At 61.8% G+C, this 13,860-nt stretch carries 10 protein-coding genes; 5 read left to right on the top strand and 5 right to left on the bottom strand.

The window, feature by feature from the left end; all coding sequences use genetic code 11:
- Nucleotides 1-169: 169 nt before the first annotated feature.
- On the bottom strand, nt 170-1,312 hold the full coding sequence (pdxB, locus tag KGA81_RS18605) for a 4-phosphoerythronate dehydrogenase PdxB (protein WP_223547623.1): 1,143 nt from the start codon (nt 1,310-1,312) through the stop codon (nt 170-172).
- A 266-nt stretch (nt 1,313-1,578) separates the two neighbouring features.
- On the opposite strand from pdxB, the gene KGA81_RS18600 reads away from it, so the two are divergent.
- On the top strand, nt 1,579-2,982 hold the full coding sequence (locus KGA81_RS18600) for an MATE family efflux transporter (protein WP_223547622.1): 1,404 nt from the start codon (nt 1,579-1,581) through the stop codon (nt 2,980-2,982).
- Between the two features lie 125 nt (nt 2,983-3,107).
- Here the strand turns inward: KGA81_RS18600 and tusA are convergent, their stop codons facing one another.
- A complete protein-coding gene (gene tusA, locus KGA81_RS18595; protein WP_223547621.1) occupies nt 3,108-3,359 on the bottom strand; it encodes a sulfurtransferase TusA in 252 nt (83 codons plus the stop codon).
- 171 nt (nt 3,360-3,530) lie between these two features.
- Nucleotides 3,531-4,604, bottom strand: a complete 1,074-nt coding sequence (gene rlmM, locus KGA81_RS18590; RefSeq protein ID WP_223547620.1) for a 23S rRNA (cytidine(2498)-2'-O)-methyltransferase RlmM — start codon at nt 4,602-4,604, stop codon at nt 3,531-3,533.
- A 298-nt stretch (nt 4,605-4,902) separates the two neighbouring features.
- On the opposite strand from rlmM, the gene acnA reads away from it, so the two are divergent.
- Nucleotides 4,903-7,644, top strand: a complete 2,742-nt coding sequence (gene acnA / locus KGA81_RS18585) for an aconitate hydratase AcnA (protein ID WP_223547619.1) — start codon at nt 4,903-4,905, stop codon at nt 7,642-7,644.
- Between the two features lie 23 nt (nt 7,645-7,667).
- Here acnA and KGA81_RS18580 read toward each other — a convergent pair whose 3' ends face one another.
- Entirely contained in the window at nt 7,668-8,531 is an 864-nt protein-coding gene (locus tag KGA81_RS18580) for a LysR substrate-binding domain-containing protein (protein ID WP_223547618.1), read from the bottom strand.
- A gap of 96 nt (nt 8,532-8,627) precedes the next feature.
- Here KGA81_RS18580 and KGA81_RS18575 point away from each other — a divergent pair, with 96 nt between their 5' ends.
- The gene (locus KGA81_RS18575) at nt 8,628-9,539 is read left to right on the top strand and encodes a DMT family transporter (RefSeq protein WP_223547617.1); all 912 of its coding nucleotides are present in this window, start codon (nt 8,628-8,630) and stop codon (nt 9,537-9,539) included.
- A 488-nt stretch (nt 9,540-10,027) separates the two neighbouring features.
- On the opposite strand, the gene KGA81_RS18570 is transcribed toward KGA81_RS18575, so the two are convergent.
- Nucleotides 10,028-10,738 carry a FadR/GntR family transcriptional regulator gene (locus KGA81_RS18570; protein ID WP_223547616.1) on the bottom strand — a complete coding sequence of 237 codons (711 nt, stop codon included), beginning with the start codon at nt 10,736-10,738 and terminating at the stop codon, nt 10,028-10,030.
- A 281-nt stretch (nt 10,739-11,019) separates the two neighbouring features.
- Between KGA81_RS18570 and KGA81_RS18565 the strand changes: the two genes are divergently transcribed.
- Together KGA81_RS18565 and gudD are read left to right on the top strand one after the other, a co-directional pair.
- On the top strand, nt 11,020-12,366 hold the full coding sequence (locus KGA81_RS18565) for an MFS transporter (RefSeq protein WP_223547615.1): 1,347 nt from the start codon (nt 11,020-11,022) through the stop codon (nt 12,364-12,366).
- 12 nt (nt 12,367-12,378) lie between these two features.
- A complete protein-coding gene (gudD, locus tag KGA81_RS18560; protein ID WP_223547614.1) occupies nt 12,379-13,722 on the top strand; it encodes a glucarate dehydratase in 1,344 nt (447 codons plus the stop codon).
- The last annotated feature ends 138 nt before the right edge of the window (nt 13,723-13,860 follow it).

The following is a 13,860-nucleotide window of genomic DNA, read 5'->3' as shown; positions in this document are numbered from 1 at the left end:
GGCCCATGGTTGGCCGGGTTTTTTATGCCTGCTTATTCCAGTTCGGGACTGTGGTGCGCCCATCGCGAGCAAGCTCGCTCCTACAGGGAACTGCGGCGTACACAAATCTTGTGCATGACAAAGAACACTGTGGGAGCGAGCTTGCTCGCGATGGGGCCGCCGCGGTCTATCAGATTGCCATTGCCCCCAACGCCGCCACAATCCTCTGCAACTCAGGCGATTCACCTTCGATCCGCACCTGCAATCCGTCGATCTCCCGGCGCAACGGGTATTGCTTGCGCAGCACATCGAATGCCGCACGCTGCTCGCTGACACTGCCGACCAGGCTGCGACGAAAATCCGCATCGTCACGACGCGGGTCGTATACGCCACGGCACAGCATCGCCAAGGCCCAGGCCGGGTCGCTTTGCCCATTCAGGGTCACGTGCGACAGCCACGGTGCCGGCAGCAGATCGCTCAGGCTGACGCGGGCCGGTTGCCCGAGAAAATCGCAATACGCCTGATAAATCTGTGCGGTCCCCCGCTGCTTGCCATCGAGGCTGTAACCGGCAATGTGCGGCGTTGCCAGCACGCACAGCTCGGCCAGCGCCACGTCGACTTCAGGCTCGCTTTCCCAGACATCGAGCACCGCTTGCAGGTCTTCGCGCGCCAGCAGCACATCGCGCAGGGCCGCGTTGTTCACCACCGGTCCGCGACTGGCATTGATCAGCCAGGTGCCGGACTTGAGCTGGTTCAGGCGTGTCTGATCGAACAAATGCCAGGTCGATAGCTGTCCCTGCCTGGTCAGCGGCGTGTGCAGGCTGATGACGTCGCACGCTTCGATGATCTGCTCGAGGCTGACGTAGTCACCGCCTTCAGCGGCCTGCCGTGGCGGATCGCACACCAGCACCTTCCAGCCCAGCCCCTGCAGGACTTTGACCAATCGCCCGCCCACTTCGCCGGCACCGACTACGCCGTAGGTACGCCGGGTCAGGTCGACGCCTTCGATTTCGGCCAGGGTCAGCAAGCTGCCGAGCACATAGTCGACCACCCCGCGGGCATTGCAGCCCGGTGCGCTGGACCAGGTGATACCGGCCTGCTGAAAGTAATCCAGGTCCAGATGATCGGTGCCGATGGTGCACGTACCGACAAAGCGCACCTTGCTGCCTTCGAGCAGCGCGCGATTGACGTTGGTCACCGAACGCACCAACAGCACATCGGCCTGTTCGACCGTGGCCCGGTCGATGGAACGCCCCGGCACCCGGCGGATTTCACCGAAGCCTTCGAAGAAGGCATCGAGCAGGGGGATATTTTCGTCGGCAACAATCAGCATGGCAGGCTCCTTTGGCGGATCGGCAGTTTAGGCGTAGATGATGCATCGCGCCTAGACGCATCTCTCTGTAGGAGCGAGCTTGCTCGCGATGGACGTCAACGATGACGCGGGATGTCTGAATGAACGTGGCATCTTTGCGTCCATCGCGAGCAAGCTCGCTCCTACAAAAGGTTGATTACAAATCCACAACACGGGTCTTTTCCTGACTGCCGCGTCAACGCGTAGAATGCGCGCCTGTGCATCAACACCTTTTGGACGTTTCGCCATTGAATCCTGTCATCGAGAATACCGCCGCCATCGCGCCTGCGCGGACGACACCCGTTCGCCTGGAACTCAAAGGCCTGCTCAACCTGGCCCTGCCCATCATGATCGCGCAACTGGCGACCACGGCCATGGGCTTCGTCGATGCGGTGATGGCCGGCCGCGTCAGCCCACGGGACCTGGCTTCGGTGGCCCTGGGCAACTCGATCTGGATTCCGGTCTACCTGTTGATGTCCGGCGTTTTGCTGGCAACCACCCCCAAGGTCGCGCAACGCTTTGGCGCCGGACAGCTTGATGAAATCGGCCCGCTGGTACGCCAGGCGCTGTGGCTCGCATTGTGTGTCGGGTTGATCGGCAGTGGCCTGTTGCTCACCGCCGAGCCGATCCTGCACTGGATGAAAGTCGATCCGCAATTGATCGAGCCGAGCATGGGCTACCTGCACGGGATCGCCTTCGGTTTGCCGGGCATGGCTTTTTATTACGTACTGCGCTGCTACAGCGATGGCATGGGGCGCACCCGTCCGAGCATGGTCATCGGCTTGTGCGGCCTGCTGCTGAACATCCCGCTGAACTACACGTTGATCTACGGCCATTTCGGCGCACCGGCCCTGGGCGGTGTCGGTTGCGGCTGGGCCAGCGGCATCGTGATGTGGTTCATGGCGTTGAGCATGGCCGGCTGGACCTTCTGGGCCCCGTTCTATGCCCGCACCCGTGTGCTGGTGCGCTTCGACCGGCCGCAATGGGCCGTGATCAAGCGCCTGGTCGGCATTGGCCTGCCGATCGGTATCGCCGTCTTCGCCGAGTCCAGCATCTTCGCGGTCATCGCCCTGTTGATTGGCAGTCTCGGCTCTACCGTGGTGGCCGGGCATCAAATCGCCCTGAATATCAGCTCGTTGCTGTTCATGATTCCTTATTCGCTGGGCATGGCGGTGACAGTGCGTGTCGGCCAGGCACTGGGGGCCGGCAATCCCTGGCAGGCGCGCTTCGCGGCAAAGGTCGGGCTTGGCGCGGCACTGGTGTTCGCGGCGTTCTCGGCGGCCCTGATCCTGCTGCTGCGCGAACCCATCGCCTCGATCTACACGCCTGACAAGGCCGCGATCCAGATTGCATCGATGCTGATTGTCTATGCCGCGCTGTATCAGTTTTCCGATGCCATCCAGGTGATTTGCGCTGGCGCGTTGCGTGGCTACCAGGACACCCGGGCGACGATGATCCTGACCTTGTTCGCCTATTGGGGCATCGGCCTGCCGGTCGGCTACGTGCTGGGACTGACCGATTGGTTCGGTCCGGCCAGCGGCCCGAGCGGGCTGTGGGAAGGGCTGATTGCCGGCTTGAGCTGTGCGGCGCTGATGCTGTCGATCCGCCTGACGCTCAGTGCGCGCCGGCGAATTCGTAACAGCCTGGGTTGATCGCCGCCCCCTTGTAGGAGCGAGCTTGCTCGCGATGGTCGTGAACGATAACGCGTAAAACCTGATGCCCCGCGGTGTCCTGACGTTTTTCGCGAGCAAGCTCGCTCCTACAGAGGGGGTGGTGATCAGCCGGATTTCTTGCGAATCCAGTAGAGGTAGGTGCCCTCTTCTTCGTGCTGCGCCACCAGTTCGTGGTCGAGAAACACACAGAACTTGGGAATGTCGCGACGGGTCGACGGGTCAGTGGCGATCACCTTGAGCAGGCCGCCGGGCACCAGGTCACGGATGTGCTGGTGCAGCATCATCACCGGCTCCGGGCAGTTAAGGCCAGTGGCGTCGAGGGTGCCGTCTACCGGCGTATCAAGCATTTGACTCATGATTCACTCCTGGAACTGGCCGGCATTGTCGCGCATTGCCGGGTGTAACGTCATCTGCGGCAGACATCCATCTTTGTAGGAGCTGGCTTGCCAGCGAAGGCGTCCGCAAGTTCGGCGCATGACTCAGGGGCCCCTTCGCTGGCAAGCCAGCTCCTACAGGGGGGGGGGTGATCAGCGGGATTTCGGCTTCTTCACATCCAGCCGGCGCAAATGGCAGGTCACTTCCTCACGGTCGTGGTACAGCTGCTTGCAGCCGATCTCGACCTTGATGCCACGGGCCTTGAAGCCATCGGCAATGCGCTCGAGCAAACGCTTCACTTCGGCATAACGCTGTTTCATCGGCAGCTTGAGGTTGACCACCGCTTCGCGGCAATGGCCGTCGCCGATCCACTCTTCCAGCATCGCGGCGTTGCGCGCCGGCTTCTCGACGATGTCGCAAACCATCCAGTCCACCGGCTGCTTGGGCTTGAAGGTGAAACCGTCGGCCATCAGATGCTGCACCAGCCCCGTGTCCATCAGGCTTTCGGCCATCGGACCGTTATCGATGGCGGTCACCAGCATGCCGCGGTTGACCAGTTGCCAGGTCCAGCCACCCGGAGCGGCCCCGAGGTCGACGCCGGTCATATCGCCGTGCAGGCGCTCGTCCCACTGGTCGCGCGGGATGAAGTGGTGCCAGGCCTCTTCCAGCTTGAGGGTCGAACGGCTCGGGGCTTCGCGTGGAAACTTCAGGCGCGGAATGCCCATTGGCCACATGGCCGAGTTATTCGACTCGGCCAGGCCCATGAACACTTCGCGGCCGCTTTTGAAGGTCAGCAACAGGCGCGGCTTTTGCGCGTCTTCCACCAGTTTGCCAGCGGCCATCAGCGCCTTGCGCAGGTGCACTTCGAATTTCTTGCAGAAGTTCGACAGCTCCTTGCCGTCGTTGGTGTCGACCATTTCCAGCCACAGGCTGCCGCACAGCGGAAAATCCGCCATGTGCGCGAGGATCACGCTGATGCGGTCGGTTTCCGGCAGATCGATGAAAATCCCCCGGGCCCACTGGCGCGGGAAGATCAGCTCGGCGAAACGCTGCCCGCGCATCAGGCGCTCGGCGCCATCTTCTTCGGTGCAGACAAACTCGGCGCAAGCCGTCGCGGCCTTGGCCTTGGCATAACCGGCCACGTTCAAGCGCGCGGCGAGGTCGGAAATCTCGGAACAGACTTCGCCTTCGAAGCCCGGCCGGCAATGCATGAATAGGGTGTTCATTCTTACTCCTGGACCCTGTAGGAGCGAGCTTGCTCGCGATGGACTCAAGGGCGGCGCGTTTACTCAGGAAACACGCGTTATCGTTAACGTCCATCGCGAGCAGGCTCGCTCCCACAAAGAGAGACCGCTTGCGTTGAAGCAAAGCCTGTCACGAAAACCGGCGCATGATAACTGACTTCGGAACCTGGGGTCTGTCCATAGAGTCCAGTTATTAGCCAGCTACTTAAAACAGGGCTAGGTTTAATGTTCTGCCCGTCCCCTCAGTCCGTAGCCGTGCGGACTTCAAGGAGTGATCGTAATGCCGTCGCTTAATAGCCTGAAAACGCTCAAGACCCTGCAAGTCGATGACAAGACTTACCACTACTTCAGCCTGCCGGAAGCCGCCAAAAGCCTGGGCGAGCTCGACAAGTTGCCGATGTCGTTGAAAGTCCTGCTGGAAAACCTGCTGCGCTGGGAAGACGAAAAAACCGTCACCGGCGCCGACCTCAAGGCACTGGCCGCGTGGCTCAAGGAGCGTCGCTCCGACCGCGAAATCCAGTACCGCCCGGCGCGGGTCTTGATGCAAGACTTCACTGGCGTTCCCGCTGTGGTCGACCTGGCCGCGATGCGCGCGGCGATGGCCAAGGCCGGCGGCAATCCACAGCGGATCAACCCGCTGTCTCCGGTAGACCTGGTGATTGACCACTCGGTGATGGTCGACAAGTTCGCCAGCAGCAACGCCTTCGAACAAAACGTCGACATTGAAATGCAGCGCAATGGCGAGCGTTATGCGTTCCTGCGCTGGGGCCAGAGTGCCTTTGACAATTTCAGCGTGGTGCCACCGGGCACCGGGATCTGCCACCAGGTGAATCTTGAATACCTCGGCCGCACGGTCTGGACCAAGGACGAGGACGGCCGCACCTACGCCTTCCCCGACACGCTGGTCGGCACCGACTCCCACACCACCATGATCAACGGCCTCGGCGTGCTCGGCTGGGGCGTCGGTGGTATCGAGGCGGAAGCGGCAATGCTCGGGCAACCGGTGTCGATGCTGATTCCGGAGGTCATCGGCTTCAAACTCACCGGCAAGCTCAAGGAAGGCATCACTGCCACCGACCTGGTGCTGACCGTGACCCAGATGCTGCGCAAGAAAGGCGTGGTGGGCAAGTTCGTCGAGTTCTATGGCGATGGCCTCGCCGACCTGCCGCTGGCCGACCGCGCGACCATCGCCAACATGGCCCCGGAATACGGCGCCACCTGCGGTTTCTTCCCGGTGGACGACGTCACGCTGGAGTACCTGCGCCTCTCAGGCCGGCCCCTGGAAACGGTGCAACTGGTCGAGGCCTACAGCAAGGCCCAGGGCCTGTGGCGCCTGCCTGGCCAGGAACCGGTGTTCACCGACAGCCTGGCGCTGGACATGGGCCGCGTCGAAGCCAGCCTCGCGGGGCCGAAACGCCCGCAGGACAGGGTATCGCTGCCGAATGTCGCCCAAGCCTTCAGCGACTTCGTCGACCTGCAATTCAAACCTACCAGCAAGGAAGAAGGCCGCCTGGAAAGCGAAGGCGGTGGCGGTGTTGCCGTCGGCAATGCCGATATGGCCGGCGAAGCGGATTACGATTACGAAGGCCAGACCTATCGCCTGAAAAACGGCGCCGTGGTCATCGCCGCGATCACCTCCTGCACCAACACGTCCAACCCGAGCGTGATGATGGCGGCCGGGCTGGTGGCGAAGAAGGCCGTGGAAAAAGGCCTGAAACGCAAACCCTGGGTGAAGAGTTCGCTGGCCCCCGGCTCCAAAGTGGTCACCGACTACTATAAGGCGGCCGGCCTGACCCATTACCTCGATGAATTGGGCTTTGCCCTGGTCGGCTATGGCTGCACCACCTGCATCGGCAACTCCGGGCCGCTGCCAGAGCCCATCGAAAAAGCCATCCAGCAAGCCGACCTCACGGTGGCATCGGTGCTCTCGGGCAATCGCAACTTCGAAGGCCGGGTGCATCCGCTGGTGAAAACCAACTGGCTGGCCTCCCCGCCGCTGGTGGTTGCCTACGCGCTGGCGGGCACGGTGCGCACCGATCTCAGCCGCGAGCCGCTGGGCAATGACAAGGACGGCAAACCGGTTTACCTGCGGGACATCTGGCCAAGCAGCAAAGAAATTGCCGACGCGGTGAACCAGGTCAACACTGCGATGTTCCACAAGGAATACGCCGAAGTGTTTGCCGGAGACGCGCATTGGCAGGCGATCGAGGTTCCGCAGGCGGCAACCTATGTCTGGCAGGACGATTCGACCTACATCCAGCATCCACCGTTTTTCGATGACATCGGCGGCCCGCCGCCTGTGGTCAAGGATGTCAACGGCGCCAGGGTCCTCGCACTGCTCGGCGACTCGGTGACCACCGACCACATCTCCCCGGCCGGCAACATCAAGGCCGACAGCCCGGCAGGCCAATACCTGCGCGGCAAAGGCGTGGAGCCACGGGACTTCAACTCCTACGGCTCGCGGCGCGGCAACCATGAAGTGATGATGCGCGGCACCTTCGCCAACATCCGCATACGCAACGAAATGCTCGGCGGCGAGGAAGGCGGCAACACCCGCTACATTCCCACCGGGGAAAAAATGCCGATCTACGACGCAGCCATGCGCTATCAGGCGTCGGGCACGCCGCTGGTGGTGATCGCGGGCCAGGAGTACGGCACCGGATCGAGCCGCGACTGGGCAGCCAAGGGCACCAATCTGCTGGGGGTCAAAGCGGTCATCGCCGAAAGCTTCGAGCGGATCCACCGCTCCAATCTGGTGGGCATGGGCGTGTTGCCGCTGCAGTTCAAGCTGGATCAGAACCGCAAGAGCCTGAACCTCAATGGCAGTGAAATCCTGGACATCCTCGGCTTGACCGGCGTCGAGCTGACGCCACGGATGAACCTGTCGCTGGTCATCACCCGTGAAGACGGCAGCAAGGAAAAGGTCGAGGTGTTGTGCCGGATCGACACGCTCAATGAAGTGGAATACTTCAAGTCGGGAGGCATTTTGCATTACGTGTTGCGGCAGTTGATTGCCTCATAACGGCTCGCTCCCACGCGTGCAAATCAGGCAAACTCCTCGCGCAGCATCGCCACGAACGCCTCGCGCGCCGGGTGCACCCCGGCGTTTTCGTGCCAGTAAAACAGGTTGTCGACGGCGGTCAGTTCGGGGAACTCGAACCCCGCGCACCCGGCACCTTTGGCGTACTGGTCGAACACGCCTTTGGGCACCAGTGCCACCCCGGCCCCGGCGCTGACGCAACCGACAATCGCGCCATAACTGGCCAGGCTGACAATCGGCAGTGCCTGACCCTGTCGCAGCAACCAATGCTCCAGCGCCGCCCGGTACGGACAGCCCTGTGGCCACATGAACACGGTCTGGTCCCGCAAGTCGCCGATGTCCCGCAGCGGCCCCAGGGAGGTCGAGGCGATCAGCAATAAATCCTCGCGGTACATCGGCGTGCGCTTGAGGTGCGAGCGCTCGACATCCACCGCCACGATGGCGCCGTCGAGTTTGTGATTGAGTGTGTCGTCGAGCAATTGCCCCCAGGAGCCGGTGGTCAGCTCCAGCGCCACCTGCGGAAAACGCTTGTGGAATTTCGCCAGCAGGCGCGGCAAACGCCCGGTGGCCGACGACTCGATGGCGCCGATGCGCAACGGGCCTGAGGGTTCGGCCGAAGGGTCGACCGCACGTTTGGCTTCGGCGGTGAGGGCCAGAATTTTCGAAGCGTAGGCCAGGAAGGTTTGCCCCGACGGGCTGATGCGCAGCCCTCGCCCCTCACGCAGAAACAGCGCCACGCCGAGTTCGACCTCCAGCGCCTTGATCCGTGCCGTGATGTTCGACGGCACGCAATGCAGCACCTCGGCTGCGCGGGCGATGCTGCCGACGTCGGCCACGGTCTTGAACATGCGAATCTGTGCCAGCTCCATACATCACCCATAGTGAACGGTTAGAGCATTATAAGTCAGTTGTGGTGAATGATACGCTTTCTGATACTCGGTGCATCCGCCTACAGGTGCACGACCATGACGCCGCTCACACCCTCCCCCGTTTCACCCTGGAAAATCATCCTGGCCATGGCGTTTGTCGTGGCGTGCTGGGGGTATTCCCCAACCGGCATCCATATCGGCCTGCAGGCCTACGACCCCACGCACCTGGCACTCCTGCGCTTCCTGCTGGCCTCCGTGTTCATGGCCGTGGTCGCGATATTCAAGGGCATTCGTTTGCCGGGGCTTCGAGATCTGCCGCTGATGTTCGGCCTGGGTTTCTTTGCCGTGAGCCTGCACCACGTTGCGATCAACTTCGGGCAACAGGGTGTCAGCGCCGGGGCTTCGAGCGTCCTGGCCCAGACCACGCCGTTGTTCAGCACATTGATCGCGCGCTTCGTGTTCAAGGATCAGGTGAGCCTGTGGCGCTGGGGTTGTGTGCTGCTCGGGTTGTTTGGCGTGCTGATTGTGGTGGCTGGTGATCATGGCCTGGGCAGCCTCGACGCCCACGGCTTGCTGATCCTGTTGGCGGCGGTGTCCTGGAGCCTCTACTTTGCCCTGCAAAAGCACCACACCGGGCGCTACGACGGGCTGACGCTGGTGTGTTACACGGTGTGGTCCGGGACGGTGTTGTTGTTGATTTATCTGCCCGGCCTGATGGATCAAGTCACCGCCGCGCCAATGAGTGTGCAACTCGCGGTGATCGCCTTGGGGATTTTCCCCAGTGCCCTGGCGTATCTGGCCTGGGCTTATGTGCTGGCGCATGTCGATTTGAGCCGGGCGACGATGACTCTGTATCTGACGCCACCGACGGCGATGGTCATTGCGTCTTATGCGCTCGGCGAACGGCCGACACTGATGATCGTGGTTGGTGGACTGGTGGTGTTGGTGAGTGTGCTGGCGTTGAATCTGGAGCGGCGGGTTGTGGTTGCTCAGGTTGCTCGGGTCTGATCCATGCTGTTTGCCGTCTGGACTGACGCCTTCGCGGGCAAGCCCGCTCCTACAGGGTCTTATGGTTGCCGCGGTTCTTGAGCACGCCCCGGAACCTGTGGGAGCGTGGCTTGCCCGCGATGAACGATGACGCGGTGCAACTGAATGACAGTCAAGCGGTCAGGGTCTGCTTCAGGTTCTTCGCTGTCAGGTCTGGCGCTATCGCGAGCAAGCTCGCTCCCACAGGGTTTGATGGTTGCCGCGGTTCTTGAGCACGCCCCGGAACCTGTGGGAGCGTGGCTTGCCCGCGATGAACGATGACGCGGTGCAACTGAATGACAGTCAAGCGGTCAGGGCCTGATTCAGGCTTTTTGTTGCCTGAACTGACGCCTTCGCGGGCAAGCCCGCTCCTACAGGGGTTCTACGTTTGTCGTGGTTCTTGAGTACGCCCCGGAACCTGTGGGAGCGTGGCTTGCCCGCGATGAACGATGACGCGGTATCACTGACCATCAACTGGCCGAAAACCGGTCACGACTGTTGGTCAGGTGCAACCACATGGCCGCCCTGGCCGCGTCCGGGTCCTGGCGTTTGATGGCGTTGAGAATCGCTTCGTGCTCCAGGTTGGCCAACTGGCCGAGCTTGCTCAAGTCCACTGCGCCGCGCTCGGCGGCATTGACCCGGGTGCGCGGGATCATCGCACTGCCCAGGTGCTGCATGATCTCGGTGAAGCACACATTGCCGGTGGCTTCGGCGATCAGCAGATGAAAACGCCGGTCGGCTTCGACACAGCTGTCGTTGTTGGCCAGCAGGCGTTGATAGTCATCCAGCGCTTCACGCATCTGTGCCAGCTGCAGATCGGTGCGGCGCATTGCCGCCAGCGCCGCCGCCTGGGTTTCCAGGCCCATGCGCAACTCCAGAATGCTGCGCACCCCCAACGCGGTATCGACATTCAGCCGCAACCCCTGCTCCGGCGCGCGCTCGATCACGAACGTGCCAATGCCGTGCCGGGTTTCCACCAGCCCCGAGGCCTGCAACTTCGAGATCGCCTCACGCACCACCGTGCGACTGACCCCGTGCTCCTGAACGATGGTGTTTTCCGACGGCAACTTGTCGCCGGGCAACATCTGGCCGAGCAGGATGCGCTGGGTCAGTTTTTCGACCAGATCATGGGCCAGGTTGTGAGTGCGCTTGCGGGCAGGCGCGTCGAGGTCTTCTTGCATGGAGATATCCGGAACACAGGGCTATCGAATCGTAGCACCGCGCCTGGTGGGAATCCTGTAAAAATTTCAGCCAACTTGTATGACAACACTCAACAAAACGCCCATATCAAGTCATTTTGATAGCCAGCCAGCAGCACCACAAGAATAATAATTTACCGAATAAGCGCCATTTCATTGGATAAACGGGGTTGCACGAAGAAAAAATCTAGTTGTATGATGTCTAGCAACATCGCAACACCCAGCCCTACCCCGCATAAAAATAACGAGTGGGAGAAAACGCAGTGAATACATCCATCTCCGGGATGCACGACGACGCCAATTCAGCGCTGAAGTCCGCCATCGCCAAAGTCAAACGACACGTCTTGCCGCTGTTCGTCATCATGTTCATCGTCAACTACATCGACCGCGTGAACATCGGTTTCGTCCGCGCCCACATGGAACACGACCTGGGCATTGGCGCTGCCGCCTATGGCCTGGGTGCCGGTCTGTTCTTCATCGGTTATGCACTGTTCGAGGTGCCGTCCAACATCCTTCTGCAGAAAGTCGGCGCACGTATCTGGCTGACGCGGATCATGCTGACCTGGGGCCTGGTCGCCGCGGGCATGGCGTTCATCCAGAACGAAACCCACTTCTACATCCTGCGTTTTCTGCTGGGCGTGGCCGAAGCCGGGTTCTTTCCCGGGGTGATCTACTACTTCACCCGCTGGTTGCCCGGCGTGGAGCGCGGCAAGGCGATTGCGATCTTCCTCAGCGGCTCGGCGATTGCCTCGCTGATCTCAGGTCCCCTGTCCGGGCTACTCCTGCAAATCAACGGCCTGGGGATGCACGGCTGGCAGTGGATGTACTTCATCGAGGGCATGTTTTCGGTGGGGTTGTGCGTGTTCGTCTGGTTCTGGCTGGACTCCAGGCCCCACGACGCCAAATGGCTGAGCCGCGAGGAGCAGGACGCGCTGGTCAAGGCCATCGACGACGAACAGCTGGCCCGGGAAGCGGCGACGCCGATCAAGCCGTCACTGGGCAAGTTGCTCAAGGATCGCCAGATCATCCTGTTCTGCCTGATCTACTTCTTTATCCAGCTGACCATCTACGCCGCAACCTTCTGGCTGCCGAGCATCATCAAGAAGATGGGCGACCTGAGCGACATCCAGGTTGGGCTGTTCAACTCGATTCCGTGGTTGCTGTCGATTGTCGGCATGTACGCCTTCGCGTCCCTGTCGGCCAAATGGAAACACCAGCAAGCCTGGGTCGCTGCCGCCCTGCTGATCGCCGCTGCCGGGATGTTCATGTCCACCACCGGCGGGCCAGTGTTCGCCTTCGTTGCGATCTGCTTTGCCGCACTGGGCTTCAAGTCGGCCTCGTCACTGTTCTGGCCGATTCCCCAGGCCTACCTGGATGCGCGAATCGCGGCTGGTGTCATCGCGTTGATCAACTCGGTGGGCAACCTCGGCGGTTTCGTTGCGCCGACCACTTTCGGCCTGCTCGAAGCAAACACCGGCTCCATTCAGGGCGGGCTGTACGGCCTGGCCGCGACCTCGATCATCGCCGCCATCATCGTATTTGCCGCCCGCAACACACCCAAATCCGCACCCGCCGTCGAATCGGCCAAAGCTGCGCCACGTCACGCCTGAAAGGATAAAAAAATGACTGCACAAGAAATCGCCAAGGCTCCGATCATCACCAGCATGCAGATTGTTCCGGTCGCCGGCCACGATGGCATGCTGCTCAACCTGAGCGGCGCCCACGGGCCGTTCTTCACTCGCAACATCGTGATCCTCAAGGACAACGCCGGCCACACCGGCGTCGGCGAAGTACCGGGGGGCGAGCGCATTCGCCAGACCCTCGAAGACGCACGCAGCCTGGTGGTCGGCAGCCCGATCGGCACTTACCAGAAGATCCTCAATCAGGTGCGCCAGACCTTCGCCGACCGCGATGCCGGTGGCCGCGGTTTGCAGACCTTCGACCTGCGCATCACCATCCATGCGGTCACAGGCCTTGAAGCCGCATTGCTCGATTTGCTCGGCCAGCACCTGGACGTACCGGTGGCCGCCCTGCTCGGCGAAGGCCAGCAGCGCGATGAAGTGAAGATGCTCGGCTATCTGTTTTATGTCGGTGATCGCAACGAAACCGGCCTCGCCTACCGCAGCGAACCGGACGCCGACAACGACTGGTTCCGCGTACGACACGAGAAAGCCATGACCGCCGACGCGGTGGTCCGCCTGGCCGAGGCGGCCCATGCCCGTTACGGCTTCAAGGACTTCAAGCTCAAGGGCGGCGTGCTCAGCGGCGACGCCGAAATCGAGGCGGTCACGGCCCTCGCCGAACGCTTCCCCGAGGCGCGCATCACCCTCGACCCGAATGGTGCCTGGTCACTGAAAGAAGCCATCCGCCTGTGCCGCGATCAGCACCGCGTGCTGGCCTACGCCGAAGACCCGTGCGGGGCGGAAAACGGTTACTCGGGACGCGAAGTCATGGCCGAATTCCGCCGCGCCACGGGCCTGAAAACCGCGACCAACATGATCGCCACCGACTGGCGTGAGATGGGCCACGCGATCCAGTTGCAGTCAGTCGACATTCCCCTGGCCGACCCGCACTTCTGGACCCTGCAAGGCTCGGTGCGCGTGGCGCAGATGTGCCACGAATGGGGCCTGACCTGGGGTTCGCACTCCAACAACCACTTCGATATTTCCCTGGCGATGTTCACCCATGTCGCAGCCGCCGCGCCGGGTGAAATCACCGCCATCGACACCCACTGGATCTGGCAGGACGGCCAGCGCCTGACCAAGGCCCCGCTGCAAATCGTCGACGGCTGCGTGCAGGTGCCGCAGAAACCGGGGCTGGGGGTGGAGCTGGACCTGGATCAGGTCGCCAAGGCTCATGAGCTATACAAAGGCATGGGCCTGGGTGCGCGGGATGACAGCGTGGCGATGCAGTTTTTGATTCCGGGCTGGACGTTCGACAACAAGCGGCCGTGCCTGGTGCGTTGAATCGACGGTTGCGCACTTTGTAACAATAAACCCGACCCGCCTGTAGGCGGTCGGATTTAAAAACAGGGTTTCCCCCCCTAGAATGGCGCGCACCTGAATCAACGACGGATGCAACCAACATGGACAGGCTGAAAACCA

It is taken from the genome of Pseudomonas sp. A-B-19, from assembly GCF_019947515.1.
GTDB lineage: Bacteria > Pseudomonadota > Gammaproteobacteria > Pseudomonadales > Pseudomonadaceae > Aquipseudomonas.
This window is presented reverse-complemented; position numbering and strand designations above follow the sequence as displayed.